A 23,670-nucleotide genomic window follows, 5' to 3' on the forward strand; every position below is an offset into this window, starting at 1 on the left:
GCAGCAAATCACGGGAGGTAGTATCATGGAAAACTTATTAACGACGACTGAGTTAACCGTTACAGAGATTCAGGAAATCTTAAGAGATGCACAAAGATTTGCAGATGGAGAAATATGGCGGCCGGCAAATCAATGTTTTATAGCAAATCTTTTTTTCGAAGCTAGCACGAGAACAAAAAGCAGCTTTGAAGTAGCGGAAAGAAAGTTAGGACTTGAAGTGATTCCTTTTGAAACGACAACCTCAAGTGTTGTGAAAGGAGAAACACTATATGATACTGTTCGAACGCTGGAATCAATAGGAGTAAATGCTGTAGTCATAAGGCACGAAACTGACCGCTACTTTGATGAGTTAGTCGGAAAAGTAAATATACCAGTCCTTAATGCAGGAGATGGCTGTGGTCATCATCCTACTCAATCATTGCTTGACCTTCTAACCATACAGCAGGAATTCCAACGCTTCAACGGCTTAAAAGTAAGTATTATCGGTGATATTAGCCATAGCCGTGTCGCTAGATCTAATGCAGATGCTCTGACAAGGCTAGGGGCAGAGGTTGTTTTTTCCGGACCAAGAGAATGGTTTGATGAAACAGTCTTACAAGATGCAAATTATGAAGATATTGATACAGCGATTGAAACATCCGATGTTGTGATGCTGCTGCGTGTCCAACATGAAAGGCATGGCGATGAAAGAGCTGTTTTTGACAAAGAAAGCTACCATAAGCTTTATGGATTAACAATAGAAAGAGAAAGAAAAATGAAGCAAGGAAGCATTATTATGCATCCTGCCCCAGTAAACAGAGATGTTGAAATTGCCGATGAACTTGTGGAATGCGAACGCTCCAGAATTTTTAAGCAAATGGAGAATGGTGTGTTTATCCGCATGAGTGTACTAAAAAGATCATTAGAAAATATCGGAGGGAGAAATGAACATGTCAATACTTATCAAAAATGGCCAGTTGCTTAATACTACAGGGGAATTAGAACAGAACGACATTTTGATTGAAAATGGAGCAATTAAGATGATTGCAAAGGAAATCAATGTAACTGCAGAGGAAGTGATTGATGCAGCTGGAAAAGTGGTTGCGCCAGGCTTTATTGATTTGCATGTTCATTTAAGAGAGCCAGGCGGCGAAAAGAAAGAAACGATTGCAACAGGGACAATGGCAGCAGCTAGAGGTGGATTCACAACGATTGCGAATATGCCAAACACTAGACCTGTGCCTGACACGGTCGAAAATCTACATAATTTAAATGAAAGAATTAAAAAAACAGCCAATGTAAATGTTTTACCGTATGCCTCCATTACAATTAGACAATTAGGGACAGAGCTTACTGATTTTAAGGCACTTAAAGAATTAGGAGCATTTGCCTTTACAGATGATGGCGTAGGAATTCAAGAAGCTGGCCAAATGCTTGAAGCAATGAAGCAAGCTGCTGCGTTGGATATGGCAATTGTCGCTCACTGTGAAGACAACAGCCTCATTAATAAAGGTTGTGTCCATGAAGGGGAATTTTCGAAGGCGAACGGTGTAAATGGAATACCAAGTGTTTGTGAATCAGTCCAAATTGCAAGAGATGTTCTTTTAGCAGAAGCAACAGGCTGTCATTATCATGTTTGCCATATCAGTACAAAAGAATCTGTACGTGTTGTAAGAGATGCGAAAAAAGCTGGAATAAGAGTGACTGCAGAGGTATCACCACACCACTTACTATTAGCAGATACAGATATTCCTTCCCTTGACACGAATTATAAAATGAATCCTCCTTTAAGAGGAACAGAGGATCGTGCTGCTCTAATCGAAGGGCTGCTAGATGGAACAATTGATTTTATTGCAACAGATCATGCACCACATACAGCAGAAGAAAAGGCACAGTCGATGCAGCTTGCACCATTTGGAATTGTTGGTTTAGAAACAGCATTTCCGCTCCTTTATACGAACTTTGTAAAAACAGGGGTCATGACGCTGCAACAGTTAATGGATTATCTAACGGTAAAACCAGCTCAAAGCTTTAAATTGGATACGGGAACATTAGAAACAGGAAAGAAAGCGGATATCGTAATACTTGATTTAGAAGAGAAAAATAAAATTGATCCTGAAACATTTTTATCAAAAGGAAGAAATACCCCATTTGCTGGTTGGGAATGTCAAGGTTGGCCAGTTACAACAATTGTTAGTGGAAAGATTGCTTGGAGAAAGGAAAGTGTACACGCATGAAAAAACAACTAATTCTTGAAGATGGCACAGTATTTATCGGGAAAGGCTTCGGTGCCGATACAGAAAAATTTGGTGAAATAGTATTTAACACAGGTATGACAGGCTATCAGGAAATTCTATCCGATCCATCCTACTGTGGACAAATTGTCACACTTACGTATCCTTTAGTGGGGAATTATGGCATCAATAGAGATGATTTTGAATCGATAACGCCTGCTATCCATGGATTTATTGTCAAAGAAGTGTGTGATTTCCCTTCAAACTGGCGAAATGAACTATCATTAGACGAATATTTTAAACAAAAGAAAATTCCCGGAATTGCAGGAATAGATACGAGAAAATTAACCCGTATTATCCGTCAATATGGAACGTTAAAAGGCGCCATTTGCAGCATCGAAGAAAATGCGGAAGAAGTAATTGCAAAATTAAAAGGTATTACATTAAGTGCAGAACAAGTAAAGCAAGTTTCAACAAAGAAACCTTATCCAAGCCCTGGCCGTGGAAGCCGCGTAGTGTTAGTAGACTATGGCATGAAGCATGGTATTTTACGAGAATTAAATAAACGAGATTGTGATGTAATCGTTGTTCCTTATAACACTACAGCAGAAGACATTCTAAATTTAAGTCCAGATGGTGTGATGTTATCTAACGGACCTGGGGATCCAAAGGATGTACCGGAGTCCATTGAAGCAATTAAAGGAATTATTGGGAAAGTACCGTTGTTTGGAATCTGTCTAGGTCATCAATTGTTCGCACTTGCAAGTGGGGCAAACACGGAGAAAATGAAGTTTGGTCATAGAGGATCAAACCACCCAGTGAAGGATTTATTAACAGGGAAGGTTTCGCTGACATCGCAAAACCATGGCTATACAGTAGAGGAAGAATCTATTAAATATACAAACTTAGAAATAACACATATTGCTTTAAATGATGGAACAATTGAAGGCCTACAGCATAAAGAATATCCAGCATTTACCGTACAATATCATCCAGAAGCTTCACCTGGACCAGAGGATGCCAACTATTTATTCGATCGTTTTATGGAAATGATACAATCTCACAAACAGGAAGGTGCCGCATATGTCAAAGCTTAAAAGTATTAAAAGTATATTAGTAATCGGATCAGGACCAATCATCATTGGGCAGGCAGCAGAATTTGACTATGCAGGAGCGCAAGCATGTATCGCTTTAAAGGAAGAAGGCTATCGTGTTATTCTAGTAAACTCCAACCCTGCGACCATTATGACAGATACAGAAATGGCAGATAAAGTGTATATAGAACCATTAACACTTGAATTTGTCAGCAGAATTATCCGCAAAGAGCGACCAGATGCTATTCTCCCAACATTAGGAGGGCAAACTGGCTTGAACCTTGCTGTTGAGCTTTCCGATGCTGGTGTGTTGAAGGAATGTGGAGTTGAAGTACTTGGAACAAAGCTATCTGCCATTCAGCAAGCAGAAGATAGAGACCTTTTCCGTAATTTGATGAATGAATTAGGTGAACCTGTACCAGCTAGTGATATTATCCACAATATGGAGGAAGCAAAAGCTTTTGTGGAGAAAATTGGTTATCCGGTTATCGTCCGACCTGCTTTTACACTAGGAGGAACTGGTGGAGGGATTTGCCATAATGATGAAGAATTAGAAGAGATCGTAACAAGCGGCTTGAAAAATAGCCCAGTTACACAATGTTTATTAGAAAAAAGCATCGCGGGCTTTAAAGAAATTGAATACGAAGTAATGCGTGATAGCAATGATAACGCGATTGTAGTATGTAACATGGAAAATATCGATCCAGTTGGGATTCATACAGGTGACAGTATTGTCGTGGCACCAAGCCAAACATTAAGCGACCGTGAATATCAATTACTAAGAAATACATCTTTAAAAATTATCCGTGCCTTAAAAATCGAAGGTGGCTGTAACGTACAGCTTGCCTTAGATCCAGATAGCTTTCAATACTATATTATCGAAGTAAACCCAAGAGTAAGTCGTTCATCTGCCCTTGCTAGTAAAGCAACTGGCTATCCAATTGCAAAGCTGGCGGCAAAAATTGCAGTAGGCTTAACATTGGATGAGATGATGAATCCTGTCACTGGAAAAACTTATGCAAGCTTTGAGCCAGCCCTTGATTATGTTGTAAGTAAAATCCCACGCTTTCCTTTCGATAAGTTTGAATCAGCAAAGCGTAATTTAGGGACCCAAATGAAAGCAACTGGGGAAGTAATGGCAATTGGCCGTACTTTTGAAGAATCTTTACTAAAAGCGATCCGCTCTCTAGAAGCAAAAGTATATCATTTCTCTCTAAATGCAGCAGATGAAACAAGTGATGAATTACTCGAGAAACGAATAAGAGTTGCCGGTGACGAAAGATTGTTTTATATAGCAGAGGCACTTAATCGGGGCATAAGCATAGAAACCATTCATGAGTGGAGTAAAATTGATCTCTTCTTCCTTTTCAAACTGGAAGGCATTATTAAGTTTGAGAAAGAGTTAGTTAACCATCCATTTGATGAGGAGTATGTAAAAGAAGCAAAAGAAAAAGGATTCGCTGATATTCAGCTTGCAAAGCTTTGGAACACAACAGAACTTGAAATATATAACTGGAGAAAAAAGAAAGGCATTGTACCTGTCTATAAAATGGTTGATACATGTGCTGCTGAATTTGAATCAGAAACACCATACTACTATGGAACATATGAAGAGGAAAATGAATCCATTGTCACAGATAAGAAGAGCATTGTTGTCCTTGGTTCGGGTCCAATTCGTATCGGTCAAGGAATTGAGTTTGACTATGCAACGGTTCATTCTGTTTGGGCAATCAAGGAAGCAGGCTATGAAGCAATAATCATCAACAACAATCCAGAGACTGTTTCAACAGACTTTAGTATTTCAGATAAACTTTACTTTGAGCCACTTACAATTGAAGATGTCATGCATATCATTGATTTAGAAAAGCCAGAGGGAGTAGTGGTTCAGTTTGGCGGACAGACAGCCATCAACTTAGCTGGTCCATTAGCAGAGCGTGGCATCAAAATTTTAGGAACATCTCTTGAAGATTTAGATCGTGCGGAGGACCGTGATAAGTTTGAACAAAGTCTTCAAGCCTTGGGTATACCACAGCCAGACGGAAAAACAGCGTTAACAGTTGAAGAAGCAATTGTCGTTGCACAATCAATTGGCTACCCTGTACTAGTAAGACCATCTTATGTATTAGGTGGAAGAGCAATGCAGATTGTTTATAAAGAAGAAGAGCTGGTTCCTTATATGGAGAATGCAGTTAAAGCAAGTCCGGGACAGCCAATCTTAATTGATCGATATTTAACAGGGAAAGAAATTGAAGTGGATGCAATCTGTGATGGCACTGATGTAGTAATTCCAGGAATTATGGAGCATATTGAGCGAGCGGGAGTACACTCAGGCGATTCGATCGCAGTCTATCCGCCACAAAGCTTATCTGCAGAAATCAAGCAAACATTAGTAGATTATACAACAAGGCTGGCAAAAGGGTTAAAAATCGTTGGTTTGCTGAATATCCAGTATGTTGTATCCAAAGGCGAAGTTTTTGTACTAGAAGTAAATCCTCGCTCTAGTAGAACAGTACCTTTCTTAAGTAAAATTACGAATGTGCCAATGGCGAAAATAGCTACTAAAGTTATTTTGGGTACTTCCTTAAAAGAACAAGGCTATCAATCCGGCTTAGTAGTAGAGAAGTCTGGTGTTTATGTGAAAGTTCCAGTATTCTCTTTTGCAAAATTACGAAGAGTAGATATTACCTTAGGTCCTGAGATGAAGTCAACAGGAGAAGTAATGGGGAAAGACATCACTCTTGAAAAGGCTCTTTATAAAGGGTTAATTGCTTCAGGAATGAAGATTAAAACATTCGGAACTGTTCTGATGACAATTGGCGATAAAGATAAGGAAGAGGCTTTACAGCTTGCAAAAAGATTTACGAATATCGGCTATAGCTTAATGGCAACAAGTGGAACAGCAGCTTTCCTTGAAAGCAATGACATTCCAGTAAAAGTGGTTGGCAAAATCGGTGGAGAAGGCCATACATTAATTGATGTCATCCGCAATGGAGAAGCACAATTTGTCATTAATACCTTCTCCAAAGGCAGTCAGCCAGCAAGAGATGGGTTCCGTATCAGACGTGAATCTGTCGAAAATGGGATTCCGTGTTTAACTTCTTTAGACACAGCAGAGGCGATCCTGCGAGTAGTTGAATCCATGACGTTCTCTACAGAGGCAATGGAGCCAAGCAAAAAGCAATCGGAGGCAGTGTTAATATGATCAAAAATGAAATCTGTACAGTAGTTGATCAGAAGGAAATCGCGGAGAATATTATGGAGCTCACCTTAACAGGTGGGCTTGTCTCTGAAATGAACGAGCCAGGTCAATTTGTTCATATCAAAGTAAGTGATCATTCTGCACCGTTATTAAGACGTCCAATTAGTATTTGCCACATTGATCAGGAAAGAAAAACATTTACGATGATCTACCGTGCAGAAGGAGCTGGCACCAAGCTTCTTGCCAAAAAACAAGCAGGAGAAGCTATTGATATCCTTGGTCCATTAGGAAATGGTTTCCCAATTGAAGAAAGTAAGTCAGGGCAGACAGCATTATTAGTTGGTGGAGGAATTGGAGTGCCGCCATTATATGAATTAGCCAATCGTCTAGTTGCCAAAGGAGTAAAGGTAGTGGCTGTATTAGGCTTTCAAACAGAATCCGTTGCTTTTTATGAAGAAAAGTTTGCCAAACTCGGGGATACGTATATCGCTACAGTAGATGGTAGTTATGGTACACAAGGATTTGTGACAGATGTTATTTTTCAAGAAAAACTAGAATTTGACGTATTATATTCCTGTGGACCAACACCAATGCTTAAAAATCTAGAAAAAACATTTCCAGATAAAAAGGTGTTCATTTCTTTAGAGGAAAGAATGGGTTGTGGGATTGGTGCGTGCTTTGCTTGTGTATGTCATACAGCAGATGATCCAACAGGGTTTAGTTATAAGAAAGTATGTACAGATGGACCAGTATTTAGAACAGGGGAGGTTGTCCTATGAACCGACTTCAGGTAAAGCTTCCTGGATTAGAGCTTAAAAACCCGATTATGCCTGCTTCTGGCTGTTTTGGATTTGGACGGGAATACAGTAATTTATATGATTTAAGCAAGCTTGGTGCTATCATGATTAAAGCGACAACTGTGGAGCCACGCTTTGGCAATCCTACACCAAGGGTCGCAGAAACTACTTCTGGGATGCTCAATGCTATCGGTCTTCAAAATCCCGGTCTTAAAAAAGTAGTTGGGGAAGAATTGCCATGGCTAAGTCAGTTTGATGTACCAATTATTGCAAATGTTGCTGGATCCGTTGAAGAGGATTACGTTGAAGTGGCGAAAGAGATTTCCAAAGCTTCGAATGTCGCCGCATTAGAATTAAACATTTCTTGTCCGAATGTAAAAACAGGAGGAATTGCTTTTGGAACAATCCCTGAGGTTGCAAAGGAATTGACGAAAAAGGTAAAGGAAGTATCAGAGGTTCCGGTATATGTAAAGCTATCTCCCAATGTGACAAATATTGTGGAAATGGCAAAAGCAGTGGAAGCAGGAGGGGCAGATGGGATTACCATGATTAATACGCTTGTTGGCATGCGTCTGGACTTAAAGACAGCACAACCCATTCTAGCGAACAAAACGGGAGGCTTATCTGGACCAGCTGTTAAACCTGTAGCAATTCGAATGATTTATGAAGTAAGTCAAGCGGTAAATCTGCCGATTATCGGAATGGGCGGTGTATCGTCGGCTGAGGATGTCCTAGAGTTTTTCTATGCTGGTGCAAGTGCAGTAGCAGTCGGGACAGCAAACTTTGTGGACCCATTCATTTGCCCAAAAATAATCGAAGAATTACCTGAGCTTTTAGATAAATACGGATTTGAACATATTTCAGAAGTAACTGGAAGGAGCTGGGGAAAGCATGAACAATTCGCTTATCATCGCGCTTGATTTTGCAACAAAGGAAGAGGTGCATTCCTTTTTGAGCAAATTTAATGGAGAATCTTTATTTTTAAAGGTAGGAATGGAACTTTTTTATAAAGAAGGACCAAGCATTATCAAGGAATTAAAAGAGCAAAATCATCAAATTTTCCTCGACTTAAAATTACATGATATCCCTAATACCGTTGGAAGTGCGATGAAAAATATTGCTAGCTTAGGCGTTGATTTAGTAAATGTCCATGCAGCCGGCGGAGTGGACATGATGGCTCGGGCAGTGGAAGGACTTGAAGCAGGGACACCATCTGGAATGAAGCGAGCAAAATGTATTGGAGTAACTCAGCTAACAAGTACGTCTGAAGCAAGCATGCAAAAAGAGCAGTTAATTTCAGTACCTTTAGTAGAGTCTGTTTTACATTATGCAACGATTACGAAAGAGGCTGGATTAGATGGCGTTGTTTGCTCCACATTAGAAGCTGGGGCCATTCGTGAACAATTAGGAGAATCGTTTCTCACTGTAACACCTGGCATTCGATTACAAACAGATCAAGTACAGGATCAAGTACGCGTTGCAACACCTCAAGTTGCCCGTGAGAATGGTGTATCAGCAATAGTTGTTGGTCGTTCGATTACAAGAGCAGAAAATCCATATGAAAGTTATACATTATTTAAATCAGAGTGGGAGGGCATTATGCTATGAAACATGAAATTGCTGAACAATTACTAGAGATTAAAGCTGTTTTTTTACAGCCAAATGATCCATTTACTTGGTCTTCAGGATTAAAATCTCCAATCTATTGCGATAATCGCTTAACTTTGTCTTATCCTAAGGTGCGTAAAAATATTGCGACAGGGTTAGCTGATTTAATTAAAGAAAATTTCCCCGAAACAGAAGTAGTGGCTGGAACAGCGACAGCAGGTATTCCTCATGCTGCTTGGGTAAGTGATATTTTAGATTTACCAATGGCATACGTCCGCTCAAAAGCAAAAGCGCATGGAAAAGGAAATCAGATTGAAGGAAAAGTGGAAAAGGGCCAAAAAGTAGTCGTCGTCGAGGATTTAATTTCTACTGGGGGGAGTGTCATCACAGCTGTTAATAGTTTACGAGAAGCAGGTTGTGAGGTTCTTGGTGTCGTTGCGATTTTTACATATGAATTACCAAAGGGCAAAGAACTCCTTGGGGACGCTGAGATTACAGCCTACTCATTAACAGACTATTCGAGCTTATTAGATGTAGCACAGAAACAAGGCTATATTCAAGAAGGAGATTTGGCAAGCTTAAATGCTTGGAAGGAAAGTCCGGAGAATTGGGGATAGATTAAGGAGTGAACAGCACTTTTATGTAAAGTGCTGTTTTTTAGTTTGAGTAAAAAAGTTTGTTATTGTTTGGGATTTGGTGAGAAGAATTGTTCAATAGAGGCATGAAAATGGAAGGGTGAAGGGGGGGTGGCGAAAAGTAGCGTTTATAGGGATGGTGAACGCCAAAATGGATGCAGGAAGTAAGAAAAATGGTGTTCATAGAAGGGATGAACGCCAAAATTGGGGTGAGATGGAGGAGAAGTGGTGTTCATAAAAAGGATGAAAACCAAAATTGGAGTGAGATGGAGGAGAAGTGGTGTTCATAGAAGGGATGAACGCCAAAATTAGTGCAAGAGGAAGAACAATGGTGTTCATAAAAGGTATGAAAACCAAAATTAGTGAGGGAAGTAAAAAAATTGGTTTTCAGACGGATTTACCATAAGTTACATGCACAATCAAACAAAAACGAGAGGCAGCTAAAGACCTCTCGTTTCAAACTATTTAGCTTTTTTTCAAGCGAATAACCGTTTCTTCATCTGGAGTAACATAAACAGTTTGCTGATTATCATATATGACAAAGCCTGGCTTTGCGCCACTTGGCTTTTTCACATGACGTACTAATGTGAAGTCAACGGGAACAGAGCTAGATTGGCGTGCTTTACTGAAATAAGCTGCTAATATTGCTGCTTGCATGATTGTTTCCTCGGAAGGCTCTTTGCTGCGAATGACAACATGGGATCCAGGAATATCCTTTGTATGCAGCCAAATTTCATCTCTAGCTGCAACTTTATTTGTTAAGTAATCATTTTGTTTATTATTCTTTCCGACGATAATTTCTGTGCCATCGGACGAAACATAGTAGTCTAAGACAGGCTTTATATTTTGCGGCTTTTTATTTTGCTTTTTCTGTCTTTCTCTAAGGTAACCTTCTTCCACTAACTCTTCGCGAATTTCTTGAATATCCTTCGGAGAGGCAGCAAGAATTTGCTGATATAGTGTTTCAAAGTATACATATTCTTGGTCTGCTAGTTTAATTTGTTCCTTAATAATATCAATCGAATTTTTTGCTTTTTGATATTTTGTAAAATATTTTTGCGCATTTTCAGAAGGCGACAGTCTTGGACTAAGCGGAATCTTAACGGTTTTACTCTCTTCATCATAATAATTGATTACTTCTACTTCTGACAGGCCTTTTTTAACCGCATAAAGGTTTGCTGTCAAAAGTTCACCAAGTAATTGATATTGTTCTGCATTTTCAGCTTCCGACAAAGAACGTTCTAGTTTTTTTATTTTCTTTTTATTTTTTTCACGTTCATTTACAATAAACCGTTCTAAATCATTGCTTTGCTGTTTCACACGGTCTCGTTCTGCTTTTCCGAAATAATAGCGATCGAGCATTTTACTTAATGTAGGAAAGGACTTCACGTTTCCTTTGACATGCTCCATTGATAGGCAGTAAAAATATTCTTTCTCTGGAGTATCCATAATAGAAGGAGCATAATTGCCATTTTTTATTGGCTCCATTACCATAAGAAAAGCTTTTGGCAAAGTTTCACGGTTGGCAAGACCTGCCTGATAGACCATTTCTTTAGCAACTAGTGGAGATAATCCGGCAAATTGCTGGACCAGCTGTTTGTCCAATTTTCCGCTATTAAAATCAATAGCTCTTAGAATATCTTCTTCTGTTGCAGTATAAGGATCTTGTTTTTCTTGTTTTGGCGGTGCTAAATACTCATAACCGGGAAGAATAGCTCTATGACTATTAACAGCATACGAAATATGTTTAATGCTATCTAGAATAGTATTTTTATCGCGGTCAACCAAAATGATATTGCTGTGTCTCCCCATTATCTCGATCATTAGTTTTTTATAGGAAGTATCGCCAATTTCATTTCTTCCCCTAATTTCTAAAACAATGATTCGTTCATTGTCTATTTGATAAATGTCTTCTATAAAATAACCTTCTAAATGCTTGCGGAGAAGCATGCAGAACATTGGTGGTTCTTTAGGATTTTCATAATTTTCTTCCGTAATTTGAATGCGGGCATAACTAGGATGAGCAGATAATAGCAATTTCTGATTTTTTCCATTAGCTCGAATGGATAAAATAATTTCATTCGTAAAAGGCTGTTGAACTTTATTAATTCGGCCTCCTAGTAAAAGCTCTTTTAATTCAAGAGACATTGCGCGTGTAAATAAACCATCAAATGACATAACTAACGACCTCATTTATAATAATTTCCCTCTTTACTCTATCTTTATTGGGGAAGAAATACAAGGATTTGGGTTGAAAATGCTTGTGATTTTGCTATAGATGCAAGAATAACGAGAAGTGGAGGCAGCCTTCGATAAGTTTTAATTTGTAAAAAATAGATGATATCTAGGCATATGGTATTTTTTCTCATAATAAATAGGAATTAAATCTCTATCCTTAGCATTTTTTCGGCCAAGCTTGAATATGATTCTCTTAGAGTGGTGTTGGGACAACTATGTATGTTAGTAAGTTGCTAACTTTTGTTCAAAACAGCTACGAATTTCTTCGCTGCTACTATAGCGAACGGTGAATGAAAAAGGGGGAAGTGAGATGGCCGGATGAACTATCATGAAATGAACGAAAAAGAAGTAGAACAAACATTGAATACTGATTTTTCGGCTGGGTTATCAGATGAAGAAGCGGAAAAGCGACGAAAGAACTTTGGATACAATGAATTAGAGGAAGGAGAAAAGCAATCACTCCTGCTTATTTTCTTCAGTCAATTTAAGGATTTTATGGTACTCGTTCTTTTAGCTGCCACGCTTATTTCAGGTTTATTAGGCGAATATATTGATGCAATTGCGATAATTGCAATCATCATTCTCAATAGTTTTCTTGGATTTTTTCAAGAGATAAGAGCAGAAAAATCATTATCTGCTTTAAAAGAATTATCACAGCCTCATGTTCAGGCACTTCGGAATGGAGAATGGGTTAGTCTATTATCGAAGGAGCTAGTTCCTGGTGATGTCATAAAATTCGCGAGCGGGGATCGAATAGGAGCAGATGTCAGAATTATTGAATCAAGAAGCCTGGAAGTGGAGGAATCTGCGTTAACCGGAGAATCTGTGCCAGTTCCTAAAACAGTATCTGCAATCAAAAATAATAATCTAGCACTTGGTGATATGGAAAATATGGGTTTTATGGGAACAATGGTATCCCGTGGAAGTGGTGTCGGGGTTGTTATTGGGACAGGGATGAAAACAGCAATGGGGCAAATTGCTGATTTGCTGCAAAATGCAGATTCTGTTACCACCCCGCTGCAAAGACGTTTGGAGCAGCTAGGGAAAATTCTCATTGTCACAGCATTACTATTAACCGTATTAGTTGTGGTGATTGGGGTTCTTCAAGGGAATGATTTATACACAATGGTACTAGCCGGTGTATCATTAGCGGTAGCCGCGATTCCAGAAGGCTTGCCCGCGATTGTAACGATTGCTCTATCTCTTGGTGTTCAGAAAATGATTCGCAAAAATGCTATTGTCAGAAAGCTTCCTGCTGTCGAAACTCTTGGCTGTGCTTCAGTCATTTGTTCTGATAAAACCGGAACATTAACGCAAAATAAAATGACAGTAACCAAAACTTGGATTGGCGGAAAAACATATACGGTAGATGGAACCGGATATGAGCCGCAAGGGCAATACTATGTAGGTGAACAATTAGTAAATCCAGCAAAGGATAAGGCACTACAACAGCTTTTAACCTTTGGAATGCTTTGCAACCACGCCGAGATTTTGCAAAAAGATGATGATTATGTTTTAAATGGGGATCCGACGGAAGGTGCGATTTTAGTTGCCGGGATGAAAGCGGGATTCACTCGTGCTCAATTATTAAATCAATTTGCGATTGTCAATGAATTCCCTTTTGATTCTACAAGAAAAATGATGAGTGTTGTGGTGAAAGATCCAACTGGACGTCAATTTGTTGTTACTAAAGGTGCACCTGATGTCTTAATTGGTCAGAGTAAATCAATACTTTTCGAAAATCGTTCGCAAGCTTTAGGAAATAAGGAAAAGCAAGTGGTTCAAGATGCGATCAATGGCTTAGCTTCCCAGGCGCTTCGTACCATTGCGATTGGCTATAAGGAAATTTCACCAAATACCCTTATTATGCATGAAAGAGAAGCAGAAAAGGATTTAATTTTCATCGGTCTCCAAGGAATTATTGATCCGCCAAGGCCAGAAGTAAAACAAGCTGTAAAAGAATGTAAAGAAGCTGGTATAAAAACAGTAATGATTACAGGAGACCATGTTATTACTGCAAATGCTATTGCGAAACAGCTAGGCATTGCCAATAATCACTCTAAAGTAATGGAAGGGAAAGAGCTTTCAGATCTAAGTTTAAAAGAATTAGAGGATATCGTTGAAGATGTTGCTGTATTTGCACGAGTTTCGCCAGAGCATAAATTGAAGATTGTTCAGGCGTTTCAAAATAGAGGGCATGTAGTTGCGATGACTGGGGACGGAGTAAATGACGCTCCAGCGATAAAGAAAGCTGATATCGGAATTGCAATGGGAATCACAGGCACGGATGTCGCAAAGGAAGCATCTTCTTTAGTATTGATGGATGATAATTTTGCGAGTATTAAATCTGCTATTGTAGAAGGAAGAAATATTTATGAAAACATTCGTAAATTTATCCGCTATTTACTTGCTTCAAATGTTGGGGAAATACTGGTGATGTTATTTGCGATGCTATTAGCACTTCCTTTGCCGCTTGTTCCTATTCAAATTTTATGGGTGAATTTAGTAACAGACGGTTTGCCAGCGATGGCCTTAGGCTTAGATAGACCGGAAGATAATGTTATGAAAAGAGGACCGCGTAGTCCGAATGAAGGTGTATTTTCTAGAGGATTGGGCTGGAAGGTTATCTCTCGCGGGTTCTTGATCGGTGTTTCGACTATTCTAGCCTTTATGTTTGCCTATAACAATAATCCAGAAAATCTTGAATATGCCCAAACCGTTGCTTTTATAACATTGGTACTTGCCCAGTTAATTCATGTATTTGACTGCCGCAGTGAAAAATCCATTCTTTCAAGAAATCCATTTGGCAATATGTACTTAGTTTGGGCTGTGATTTCTTCCTTAGTATTGGCACTTATTGTTATTTACGTGCCAGGGCTGCAAGAAATCTTCCATACACTGCCAATAGCAATGAAAGATTGGCCAATGATCATCGGATTCGCCTCCGTACCAACTTTTTTACTCGCAGGATCATTTTTATTAAGTAAATCAAAATAAAATATGTTATAATCCAAAAGGTAGTAGAGATCACTCTATTACCTTTTATTTATTTGATGCTGTTTTTAATGCTGATTTCTAAAAGGTTAGTAACTATATAATGTATAATGAGAAATGATCGAGTAATAAAGCAGCGATTAAACATTGTGGAAAAAGCACAAGCAACATTAATTCGCACATTTTTTAGAAAACGGATGTGTCAGTATAATGAAAAGCATGACTGGATTTGGAAGAGCAACAAAACAATATCACCATTCAACACTTCATATCGAAATAAAGTCGGTCAATCACAGGTTTAGCGATCAGATTATTCGGATGCCAAAGCAATTTCTATATTTGGAAGATCAAATAAAGAAAATTATTTCAAACTATATACATAGAGGTAGAATCGAAGTATTTGTAACATTAGAGGATGAAGACAAAAAAGGTCAAGAAATTATAGTGGATTGGCCATTGCTTGATCAATACTATCGATTGCTTCAGCAATTAAAAGACAAATATTCTATCAAAGAGCCCATCTCGCTTCGTGATTTATTAAATCAAGAAGAGTGTTTTCAAATAGTAGAACGAGAGCTTGATATGGAAGAACTATCAGAAGTGTTGCTTGTTACAATGGAAGAAGCGGTTGTTCAATTAAATAGGATGCGCACTATTGAAGGAGAGGAATTATCCAAAGACTTAGAAAGCAATCTTAAGCAGATAGAAAAGCTAGTTGCGAAGTTACAGTCATTGGCTCCAGAAGTGATAGCACAATACCGTGAAAAGCTCAAGGCAAGAATAGAAAGTTATTTAACGGAACCGATTGATGAAGCACGCCTTATTACAGAAGTGGCGATTTTTGCAGATAAAGCAGATATTAATGAGGAATTGGTTAGATTACATAGTCATATTAGACAGTTTTGTCAAATTATGGAAGAAACTAACCCGATTGGAAGAAAGCTTGATTTCTTACTTCAAGAAATGAACAGAGAGGTTAATACCATTGGCTCCAAAGCTAATTCAGCTGATATTGGAGCAAATGTGGTGGAGATGAAAAGCTGTTTAGAAAAAATGAAAGAGCAAATTCAAAATATTGAATAATAAGGGTTTAGAATAAATCTTCCTAGTTAAAACTAAAAATAATAAGATTGGAGAAGACGAATGTCCATAAAATTAATCAATATTGGTTTTGGAAATATAGTTTCTGCAAATAGAATTATCTCTATTGTCAGTCCAGAATCTGCTCCTATTAAACGTATTATCCAAGATGCTAGGGATAGAGGATCCTTAATAGATGCAACGTATGGACGAAGAACAAGAGCTGTTATTGTGATGGACAGTGACCACGTTGTTCTTTCAGCAGTTCAGCCAGAAACAGTTGCACACCGTTTAAACGATCGTGATGAGATCATAGAGGAAGGGTAGGAGAAAAATTTGGTAGAAAAGGGACTTTTAATCGTTTTATCTGGACCTTCTGGTGTAGGGAAAGGAACAGTGAGAAAGGAAATCTTCTCACAAAAAAATACATCCTTTGAATATTCTATTTCCATGACAACCAGATCACCGCGCGCTGGTGAGGTAGATGGAGTAGATTACTTCTTTAAATCAAGAGAAGAATTTGAGAATTTAATTGAACAAGGAAAATTACTAGAATATGCAGAGTTTGTTGGAAACTACTATGGTACACCTGTTGACTATGTAAGAGAAACAACATTAAAGGGCAAAGATGTCTTTTTGGAAATTGAAGTAGAGGGTGCGAAACAGGTTCGTGAGAAGTTTCCAGATGGATTATTTATCTTCTTGAGCCCGCCGAGTTTATCAGAGTTAAAAAATCGTATTGTGACAAGAGGAACAGAGTCAGAAGAAATTATTAACAACCGCATGAATGTGGCAAGAGAAGAAATAGAAATGATGCACTTATATGATTATGTCGTAGAAAATGATACAGTAGAGAATGCTTGTGAAAAAATAAAAGCAATCATTGTTGCAGAGCATTGTCGCAGAGAAAGAGTAGAACCAAAATACAAAAAAATGCTGGAGGCTAATTAATCTATGTTATATCCATCTATTGATAAATTAATGACAAAAATCGATTCCAAATATTCATTAGTATCTGTTGCTGCAAAAAGAGCAAGAAAGCTACAAACAAATGCGAAACCGCAATTAGCAAAATATGTTTCTCATAAAAATGTCGGGAAAGCATTAGAAGAAATCAACAAAGATCAATTAACTTATCGTGTGAATACACCCAATGGCGCAAGCGAGGAATAATTAATATTTAATCAATATAGTACGGAATAAAAGGCTTAAGTAAAAGGAATGATTCCATTTACTAAGTCTTTTTTCATGGACATAATGATTATTTAATTATATGCTAACAATAATAAAAGAAATGCAAATCTTACATATGGCTGAAGTTTAAGCATATTGATTCTAACAAAGTTGGGGGAATTTCTGTTCAGGATTGCTCACATTTTTTATGAGCAACTTGCTTCTTTAATTCAATAGCCTTATTCATAAACAAACAATATATCTTATTCTTAACGAAAAAAAGATTCATATAAGTCTGACAGATACAAATGGTTCAACTAACCGGTAAGAGAGGGTGAGGGACAACTTCTCTGACTGATGATATGATCATAAACTTTAGAATAAAAAGAAAGGAAGTAGGCACATGATGTTGAATGGCAAGAAGATTCTTCTGTGTGTAACAGGGGGAATTGCGGTATATAAGGTATGTGCTTTAACTAGTAAATTAACGCAAAAGGGTGCAGATGTGAAGGTTATCATGTCGGAATCGGCAATGGAATTTGTGAATCCATTAACCTTTAATGCCCTCTCTAAAAACGAAGTATATACAGACACCTTCGATGAAAAAGATCCAAAAGTGATAGCACATATTGATTTGGCTGATTGGGCTGATCTAATTTTAGTGGCCCCAGCAACGGCCAATGTGATTGGAAAGATTGCAAACGGTATTGCGGATAATATGATCACAACAACTTTGCTTGCAGCAACAAGTGACGTTTGGATTGCGCCAGCGATGAATGTACATATGTATGATCATCCTGCTGTTATTAAAAATATTAACACGCTTCATGACTATGGTTACCGTTTTATCAACCCAGGTGAAGGCTATTTAGCATGTGGCTATGTCGGAAAAGGAAGATTGGAAGAACCGGAAATGATTGTTCAGCATATGGAGGACTATTTTTCCGATAATAACAAGAACAAAATCCTAACTGGAACAACCGTCCTCGTGACTGCTGGACCAACGCGTGAAAAAATTGATCCAGTTCGTTTTATTTCTAATCACTCCTCTGGAAAAATGGGATATAGTATTGCTAAAAAAGCAATTGCGTATGGGGCAGATGTTATTTTAGTATCTGGACCTACGAATCTAGCTCCACCAAAAGGTGCTCAAGTTATTTCAGTGGAAAGTGCGGAAGAGATGTATAACGCTGTAATGACATCCAGAGAAAAAGCTGACATTATTATTAAAACAGCTGCGGTAAGTGACTATAAACCCACGATTGTTTATGACCACAAAGTGAAAAAGCAAAGTGGTCCCGAAACAATTGAATTCACGCGGACCCAAGATATTTTATCCGAACTTGGAAAAAGAAAAGAACAGCAGATTCTCATTGGCTTTGCAGCAGAAACGCAAAATATGGCTGAATATGCAATGGATAAATTAAAACGGAAAAATGCAGATATGATTGTGGCTAATAATGTAAATAGACAAGATTCTGGCTTTGGAACCGATACAAATCTTGTGACGATGTACAAGAGAGATGGAACTTCTATCGAATTACCGCTTCTTTCTAAGGATGAAGTAGCGGAAAAAATCTTGGAACAAGCTATGTTGATGAAGGAAGCTGTTCAAAAATGACGGTAGCCAAAGTAATTGTCGATGTACCGGCAAAACAAACGGACAGACCCTTTGATTATCTAATTCCAGAAGAATTGGAAGATGTTATTCAACCAGGAATGCGCGTAATTGTTCCATTTGGTCCTAGAAAGGTGCAAGGTTTTGTGGAAAGCATAGAAGAAACCTCAAGCTTTAAATCATTAAAAAAAATCATAGAACCGATGGACTTAGTGCCCGTTTTAAATAAAGAACTTTTATCTCTTGCTGACTGGTTGTCCCATTCTACGCTCTGTTATAAGATTTCTGCTTTTCAAGCGATGTTACCACCGGCTTTAAAAGCTAAATATGAGCGTAAAGTAAAGAAGGTATCTGGGGAAGAAGAGAAGATGGCTGAAGGGGTAGCCGCTCTTTTTACGAAAACGGGAGAAGTGGTTTGGGAGGAAGCGTTAAAGAATGTATCTCTTTCTTCCTTACAAAAGGAAGTGAAGAAAGGAACAATCGAGGTTTCCTATGAGGTACAATCAAGAGGCAAGAAGAAGAAGGTAAAACATATTTATCCTCTTCTAAATAGGGAAGAATTACTTCATTATGAAGACTCGCTGAATAAAAACGCTAAAAAACAAAAAGAATTATTGGTTTATTTTAGTGAGCATCCAGACCCAATCGAACAAAAGCAACTACTTACGAAATTGAGTATTTCAACAGCTGTAATAAAAGGCTTAGTCGAAAAAGGGCTTCTTGCAGAAATGGAAAAAGAAGTATACCGCGATCCTTATCAAGAGCGGGAGTTTGAAAGAACATTTGCCTTGCCTTTAACCGATGATCAGGCGAAAGTGGTGGCGCCGATTCATCAAGCGGTAGAACAAAATCAGCATGAAGTTTTTCTGTTGTATGGTGTAACCGGTAGTGGGAAAACAGAGGTATATTTACAATCCATTGATAAAGTGCTGGCAAAGGGAGAAGAAGCAATTGTGCTTGTTCCGGAAATAGCGCTGACACCACAGATGGTCAATCGCTTTAAAGGCCGCTTTGGCGATCAGGTTGCCGTTCTCCATAGTGGGTTATCGGTGGGAGAAAAATATGATGAGTGGCGGAAAATCCAAAGAAATGAAGTAAAGGTGGTAGTTGGAGCTAGATCTGCTATCTTTGCGCCATTTACAAATCTCGGGCTTATCATTATTGATGAAGAGCATGAAATGACATATAAGCAAGAGGAGAATCCTCGCTATCATGCTAAAGATGTCGCGATCGAGAGAGGGAAAAAGCATGGCTGTCCGATTATTTTGGGTAGTGCCACGCCATCTTTAGAAAGCTTTGCAAGAGCTCAAAAAGGTGTATATTCTTTACTGTCCCTTCCAAATCGTATGAATAACCAAGAACTCCCAAAAGTGGAAATTATTGATATGCGAGAAGAATTGAGAAGTGGTAATCGTTCCATGTTTTCCGAAGTGTTGCTGGAAAAACTAAAAGATCGTCTAGAAAAGAAAGAGCAAACAGTATTGTTTTTAAATAAACGGGGACATTCCTCCTTTGTCATGTGCCGTGATTGCGGTTATGTGGTGAAATGTCCAAATTGTGATATTAGCTTGACCTATCACCGTTTTCAAAATCAGATGAAGTGCCACTATTGTGGATATGAAACGTATACGCCTACCACTTGTCCAGAATGCAGCAGCGAGCATATTCGATATTTTGGCACAGGGACGCAAAAGGTAGAAGAAGAGCTGACGAAAATTTTGCCTGAAGCAAGGGTTATTCGCATGGATGTCGATACAACAAGTCGAAAGGGAGCCCATGAAAAGCTGCTGCAAAAATTTCAAGAGGGAGAAGCAGATATTCTATTAGGCACCCAAATGATTGCCAAAGGACTAGATTTCCCAAGAATTACGCTAGTTGGTGTACTGTCAGCTGATACAATGCTTCATTTGCCAGATTTCCGCTCATCGGAGAAGACCTTTCAATTACTGACACAAGTAAGCGGAAGAGCAGGCAGACATGAATTGCAAGGCGAAGTAATTTTCCAAACCTATACGCCAGAGCATTATAGTATTGAGCTTGCGAGCGAACAGGATTATGACCGTTTTTATGAAACAGAGATGATGATTCGCAGACAACATGCTTATCCTCCCTACTATTTTCTTACGATGATTACGATTAGTCATGAAGAGCTAATGAAAGTAGTCGGGGTTGCGGAAAAAATCACGCAGATCGTCCGAAATAGATTATCACCGCAAACGGTTATTTTAGGACCAGTCGCTTCACCAATTGCTAGAATAAAAAATAAATATCGCTATCAATGCCTAATAAAGTATAAACAAGAACCAAACTTAGAAGAAGTTTTAAAATCAATATTAGATCATTACCAAACAGAAATAAGCACAAACGGCCTACAGATTTCGATTGATGTTAATCCGTTTATTTTGATGTAATGTTCTGTAGAGTAATCGAACTGTTTGATCAGATTGTAACTAGTAAGACCATAGTATTAAAAAAACATGGGTAGGGTCTCAGTCAATGACCTTACCCATGTTTTTTCTTTCGTTAATTATTTTCCTTCTCCAAATAATAAATGCCAACCTGAATATTTTGTTTATGGTTCCCGAAATGTTCCCCGAATATAGTTAATCCACCAACTCTTTCAGATTCCTCTTCGACCGCAATTCTCAGAGTGAGGAAAGGAGAGCTCTCAAGCTGTAATTCATTAATCGTTACGCTCGAAAAGGGTTCGCCATCAATCCCTGTATCGATTTTATTCACTCTGATCGTTTTTAACAAACCGTACTGACTAAATTTATCATTCCACCATTTTGGTGTATAGCGACCTCTCACATCAGAAAAATTACCGGGAACAGTGTATGTACCGAGCTTTACATTATTTAAATAAAATGTTATGTCGCTCGGCCAAACATTATTGGAAAGTGGGAATTCAGAAGCAAGCTCCAGACTGATTTCTACCATTTCTGGAATTTCATTTGGTCCTAGTAAGTTAGGGATTTTATACTCTACAAATCCTTGAGACAACCATAATAGCTGGGCGTCCACTCTTTGGCTGTCCATAAAATATTTTGGATCATCTGCTTTCCCGATTATTTCTTTTTCTGTTGCGATCCCACAAGTAGGCTTTACAGAAAAATCTGTATAATGGCCAATTTTTAAATCAGTTTCGTGTAGTTGATATTCTTTAAATATTTTTCGTGGAAAATGAATTTCAATATTGTCTATCGCTAAATAAACAATTTTTTGGAGTCCTGATTTTCCAGGGATTCGTTCCGATTTAACAATCCCTGCTTCTTCTAGCTTTTGAATATGACGGGTAACAATGGCGGCGCTTATGCCTAATTGTTTTGCTAAATCAGAAATATTCATGTTGTTTTTTGCGAGAATTTCTATAATCTCTATTCTTGTTTCACTAGCAAGGGCTTGATAAATATGAAAATAGTCTTTTGAAATTTGTATTTGCATAGCAATCTCCTTTAACTTTATGGTTAAAAAGTAGCTTGTCTGTTTATTTTATCATTCACAGTGTTTAACTACAATAGAAAACACTAAAAATATTGTTTAAATAAGATTGACAACGCTTTCTTATGTTGTTAAATTAATAGTGTAATAAGAAGTTGTGCAATTACTTTAACTTTTTAGTTAAAGATTTTTATTAAGTGTTAAGTTAAATAAAAGGAGGAATTAATGTGGGGGCAAAGAGCAAGCTTTGGAAGTATGTTGGTGTGATTGGACTCTCAATCAGTATTTTAGCAGGCTGTGGCGATTCAGAAGCAAGTAGCAGTGCCAAGAATGAAATAACGTTTTGGAATCCGTTCACAGGTCCAGATGGAAAAAATATGCAGGCGATGGTAAATGAATATAATAAAACAAATCCCGAGTACAAAATCAAAAACGTCTCTTTAAAAGAAGGAGATATGTATACGAAAATTCCAACGATTGTAAACTCTAAAAAGAATATTCCAGATTTAACAATTGTCCATGCAGAACGAATTAAACAGTTTAAAGATAATGATATGCTGACTTCTTATAATGACTTGCTTGCAGATTTTCCGGAAATTAAAGCAGATAACTATGTAGCAGAAGCTTGGAAGATTGGAGAACTAGATTCAGAGCGTTATAGTATCCCGTTAGATATTCATACTTTCGGTCTTTACTACAACAAAGATTTAGTTGATCAGTATTTGCCGACAGCATTGGATGACAATATCGTTACATTTGATGAAATTAAACAAGTTGGCGAGAAAGCCCAAAAAGATAAAATCAGAGCACTAGGGGTAACGTGGCTAAAACCTAATTTCTTGTCCTTGTATGCACAAAATGGTGGTGAGTTAACAGAAGATGGTATTCAACCAACTTTAGTTAACCAAGCAGCAAAAGATACTTTTAATCTATGGAGAGATTATGTAAAGGCTGGTTATACAACAAAGGATGGAGAAGATCCGACCCAAATGTTCTTAACTGGAAAAGTTGTCTTTCTTCCTGAAGGAATTTGGATGCAAAACCAAATTAAAGAATCAAAGGTAAATTGGGGTTTAACTAATGCGCCTCAATTATCAGATGATCTATCAAAAGCGGTCAACTGGTCTTCTTCTCACCAATTTGTCATGTTGAAAGATGACTCACGTACGGAGGAAAAAGAAAAAGCTGTTGTGAAGTTTTTAGACTGGGTTCGTGATAATTCAATGGAATGGGCAAAATCGGGACAAAATCCAGCTACGCTTGCGCTTTTAGAAAATGAAGAATATAAAGCAATGCCACAATCCTTCTTCTTGGCAACACCTGAACAACAAGCAACATTAAAAATCTTTGACTATAAATACAATGGTTATGTTTCAGAACTATTAGATTCTAAAGCTGGGGATGTTGTATTCTCCAAAACAGAAACAGACAAAGCATTAGCAGATATGGAAAAAGAAATATCTGCTAAGGTAGAAAAAGATAATTCGAATTAATGTTTGCCAAAAAGTAAAAACGCTTACTTATAGAGTGATTGGAGAAGCCGCTGACTTTAACAAGGTAGTGTTTACTGTTGTGGAATA

General features: G+C 38.0%; 19 protein-coding genes. 17 read left to right on the forward strand and 2 right to left on the reverse strand.

Translation table 11 applies throughout. The annotated features are described in order from the left end of the window. Positions 1–25: 25 nt before the first annotated feature. From NST77_RS05305 to NST77_RS05345, 9 genes are all read left to right on the forward strand, one after another. Positions 26–964: an aspartate carbamoyltransferase catalytic subunit gene (locus NST77_RS05305; protein WP_123257432.1), complete on the forward strand. Its 939-nt coding sequence runs from the start codon at positions 26–28 to the stop codon at positions 962–964. Then, on the forward strand, positions 930–2,216 hold the full coding sequence (locus tag NST77_RS05310; protein WP_123257433.1) for a dihydroorotase: 1,287 nt from the start codon (positions 930–932) through the stop codon (positions 2,214–2,216). The genes NST77_RS05305 and NST77_RS05310 overlap by 35 nt, the downstream gene beginning before the upstream one ends. Beyond that, entirely contained in the window at positions 2,213–3,310 is a 1,098-nt protein-coding gene (locus tag NST77_RS05315) for a carbamoyl phosphate synthase small subunit (RefSeq protein ID WP_095329116.1), read from the forward strand. The genes NST77_RS05310 and NST77_RS05315 overlap by 4 nt, the downstream gene beginning before the upstream one ends. Beyond that, the gene (carB, locus tag NST77_RS05320; protein WP_123257434.1) at positions 3,297–6,509 is read left to right on the forward strand and encodes a carbamoyl-phosphate synthase large subunit; all 3,213 of its coding nucleotides are present in this window, start codon (positions 3,297–3,299) and stop codon (positions 6,507–6,509) included. The genes NST77_RS05315 and carB overlap by 14 nt, the downstream gene beginning before the upstream one ends. Continuing rightward, positions 6,506–7,285 (forward strand): dihydroorotate dehydrogenase electron transfer subunit, encoded by a 780-nt coding sequence (locus NST77_RS05325; protein WP_095329118.1) that lies wholly within the window; start codon positions 6,506–6,508, stop codon positions 7,283–7,285. Before carB ends, NST77_RS05325 begins: the two co-directional genes overlap by 4 nt. Further along, positions 7,282–8,223, forward strand: a complete 942-nt coding sequence (locus NST77_RS05330) for a dihydroorotate dehydrogenase (RefSeq protein ID WP_123257435.1) — start codon at positions 7,282–7,284, stop codon at positions 8,221–8,223. The genes NST77_RS05325 and NST77_RS05330 overlap by 4 nt, the downstream gene beginning before the upstream one ends. Further along, the gene (gene pyrF, locus NST77_RS05335; protein ID WP_095329120.1) at positions 8,195–8,911 is read left to right on the forward strand and encodes an orotidine-5'-phosphate decarboxylase; all 717 of its coding nucleotides are present in this window, start codon (positions 8,195–8,197) and stop codon (positions 8,909–8,911) included. The genes NST77_RS05330 and pyrF overlap by 29 nt, the downstream gene beginning before the upstream one ends. Continuing rightward, positions 8,908–9,528 (forward strand): orotate phosphoribosyltransferase, encoded by a 621-nt coding sequence (gene pyrE / locus NST77_RS05340; protein WP_095329121.1) that lies wholly within the window; start codon positions 8,908–8,910, stop codon positions 9,526–9,528. The genes pyrF and pyrE overlap by 4 nt, the downstream gene beginning before the upstream one ends. A 298-nt stretch (positions 9,529–9,826) precedes the next feature. Beyond that, on the forward strand, positions 9,827–9,952 hold the full coding sequence (locus tag NST77_RS05345; RefSeq protein ID WP_268877106.1) for a hypothetical protein: 126 nt from the start codon (positions 9,827–9,829) through the stop codon (positions 9,950–9,952). A gap of 59 nt (positions 9,953–10,011) precedes the next feature. On the opposite strand, the gene NST77_RS05350 is transcribed toward NST77_RS05345, so the two are convergent. Continuing rightward, positions 10,012–11,724 carry an NFACT RNA binding domain-containing protein gene (locus NST77_RS05350; protein ID WP_163185029.1) on the reverse strand — a complete coding sequence of 571 codons (1,713 nt, stop codon included), beginning with the start codon at positions 11,722–11,724 and terminating at the stop codon, positions 10,012–10,014. Between the two features lie 378 nt (positions 11,725–12,102). Here NST77_RS05350 and NST77_RS05355 point away from each other — a divergent pair, with 378 nt between their 5' ends. From NST77_RS05355 to priA, 7 genes are all read left to right on the forward strand, one after another. Beyond that, entirely contained in the window at positions 12,103–14,781 is a 2,679-nt protein-coding gene (locus tag NST77_RS05355) for a calcium-translocating P-type ATPase, SERCA-type (protein ID WP_163184939.1), read from the forward strand. Positions 14,782–14,985: 204 nt separating this feature from the next. Continuing rightward, complete coding sequence (locus NST77_RS05360; protein WP_163185032.1) at positions 14,986–15,861, forward strand: YicC/YloC family endoribonuclease; 876 nt, start codon at positions 14,986–14,988, stop codon at positions 15,859–15,861. A 60-nt stretch (positions 15,862–15,921) separates the two neighbouring features. Continuing rightward, positions 15,922–16,185, forward strand: a complete 264-nt coding sequence (remA, locus tag NST77_RS05365; protein ID WP_016201046.1) for an extracellular matrix/biofilm regulator RemA — start codon at positions 15,922–15,924, stop codon at positions 16,183–16,185. Between the two features lie 9 nt (positions 16,186–16,194). Then, positions 16,195–16,809 carry a guanylate kinase gene (gene gmk, locus NST77_RS05370; protein ID WP_095329125.1) on the forward strand — a complete coding sequence of 205 codons (615 nt, stop codon included), beginning with the start codon at positions 16,195–16,197 and terminating at the stop codon, positions 16,807–16,809. Between the two features lie 3 nt (positions 16,810–16,812). Next, on the forward strand, positions 16,813–17,031 hold the full coding sequence (gene rpoZ, locus NST77_RS05375) for a DNA-directed RNA polymerase subunit omega (protein WP_047939945.1): 219 nt from the start codon (positions 16,813–16,815) through the stop codon (positions 17,029–17,031). A 406-nt stretch (positions 17,032–17,437) separates the two neighbouring features. Next, positions 17,438–18,652, forward strand: a complete 1,215-nt coding sequence (gene coaBC / locus NST77_RS05380; RefSeq protein WP_341122772.1) for a bifunctional phosphopantothenoylcysteine decarboxylase/phosphopantothenate--cysteine ligase CoaBC — start codon at positions 17,438–17,440, stop codon at positions 18,650–18,652. Continuing rightward, on the forward strand, positions 18,649–21,060 hold the full coding sequence (gene priA, locus NST77_RS05385; protein WP_095329126.1) for a primosomal protein N': 2,412 nt from the start codon (positions 18,649–18,651) through the stop codon (positions 21,058–21,060). Before coaBC ends, priA begins: the two co-directional genes overlap by 4 nt. Before the next feature lie 112 nt (positions 21,061–21,172). On the opposite strand, the gene NST77_RS05390 is transcribed toward priA, so the two are convergent. Continuing rightward, positions 21,173–22,093, reverse strand: a complete 921-nt coding sequence (locus NST77_RS05390) for an ArsR/SmtB family transcription factor (RefSeq protein WP_095329127.1) — start codon at positions 22,091–22,093, stop codon at positions 21,173–21,175. 224 nt (positions 22,094–22,317) lie between these two features. On the opposite strand from NST77_RS05390, the gene NST77_RS05395 reads away from it, so the two are divergent. Further along, positions 22,318–23,583, forward strand: coding sequence for an extracellular solute-binding protein (locus NST77_RS05395; protein WP_123257437.1), 1,266 nt, complete (start codon positions 22,318–22,320; stop codon positions 23,581–23,583). Positions 23,584–23,670 lie beyond the last annotated feature (87 nt).

The organism is Niallia sp. FSL W8-0177 (assembly GCF_038006285.1).
Taxonomy (GTDB): Bacteria; Bacillota; Bacilli; order Bacillales; family Cytobacillaceae; genus Niallia; species Niallia circulans_A.

What these genes read in the sequence shown, in the direction of transcription:
- NST77_RS05305 (WP_123257432.1), top strand. Translation starts at nt 26, where the DNA reads ATGGAAAACTTATTAACGACGACTGAGTTAACCGTTACAGAGATTCAG.
- NST77_RS05310 (WP_123257433.1), top strand. Translation starts at nt 930, where the DNA reads ATGTCAATACTTATCAAAAATGGCCAGTTGCTTAATACTACAGGGGAA.
- NST77_RS05315 (WP_095329116.1), top strand. Translation starts at nt 2,213, where the DNA reads ATGAAAAAACAACTAATTCTTGAAGATGGCACAGTATTTATCGGGAAA.
- carB (WP_123257434.1), top strand. Translation starts at nt 3,297, where the DNA reads ATGTCAAAGCTTAAAAGTATTAAAAGTATATTAGTAATCGGATCAGGA.
- NST77_RS05325 (WP_095329118.1), top strand. Translation starts at nt 6,506, where the DNA reads ATGATCAAAAATGAAATCTGTACAGTAGTTGATCAGAAGGAAATCGCG.
- NST77_RS05330 (WP_123257435.1), top strand. Translation starts at nt 7,282, where the DNA reads ATGAACCGACTTCAGGTAAAGCTTCCTGGATTAGAGCTTAAAAACCCG.
- pyrF (WP_095329120.1), top strand. Translation starts at nt 8,195, where the DNA reads ATGAACAATTCGCTTATCATCGCGCTTGATTTTGCAACAAAGGAAGAG.
- pyrE (WP_095329121.1), top strand. Translation starts at nt 8,908, where the DNA reads ATGAAACATGAAATTGCTGAACAATTACTAGAGATTAAAGCTGTTTTT.
- NST77_RS05350 (WP_163185029.1), bottom strand. Translation starts at nt 11,724, where the DNA reads ATGTCATTTGATGGTTTATTTACACGCGCAATGTCTCTTGAATTAAAA.
- NST77_RS05355 (WP_163184939.1), top strand. Translation starts at nt 12,103, where the DNA reads ATGAACTATCATGAAATGAACGAAAAAGAAGTAGAACAAACATTGAAT.
- remA (WP_016201046.1), top strand. Translation starts at nt 15,922, where the DNA reads ATGTCCATAAAATTAATCAATATTGGTTTTGGAAATATAGTTTCTGCA.
- rpoZ (WP_047939945.1), top strand. Translation starts at nt 16,813, where the DNA reads ATGTTATATCCATCTATTGATAAATTAATGACAAAAATCGATTCCAAA.
- coaBC (WP_341122772.1), top strand. Translation starts at nt 17,438, where the DNA reads ATGTTGAATGGCAAGAAGATTCTTCTGTGTGTAACAGGGGGAATTGCG.
- priA (WP_095329126.1), top strand. Translation starts at nt 18,649, where the DNA reads ATGACGGTAGCCAAAGTAATTGTCGATGTACCGGCAAAACAAACGGAC.
- NST77_RS05390 (WP_095329127.1), bottom strand. Translation starts at nt 22,093, where the DNA reads ATGCAAATACAAATTTCAAAAGACTATTTTCATATTTATCAAGCCCTT.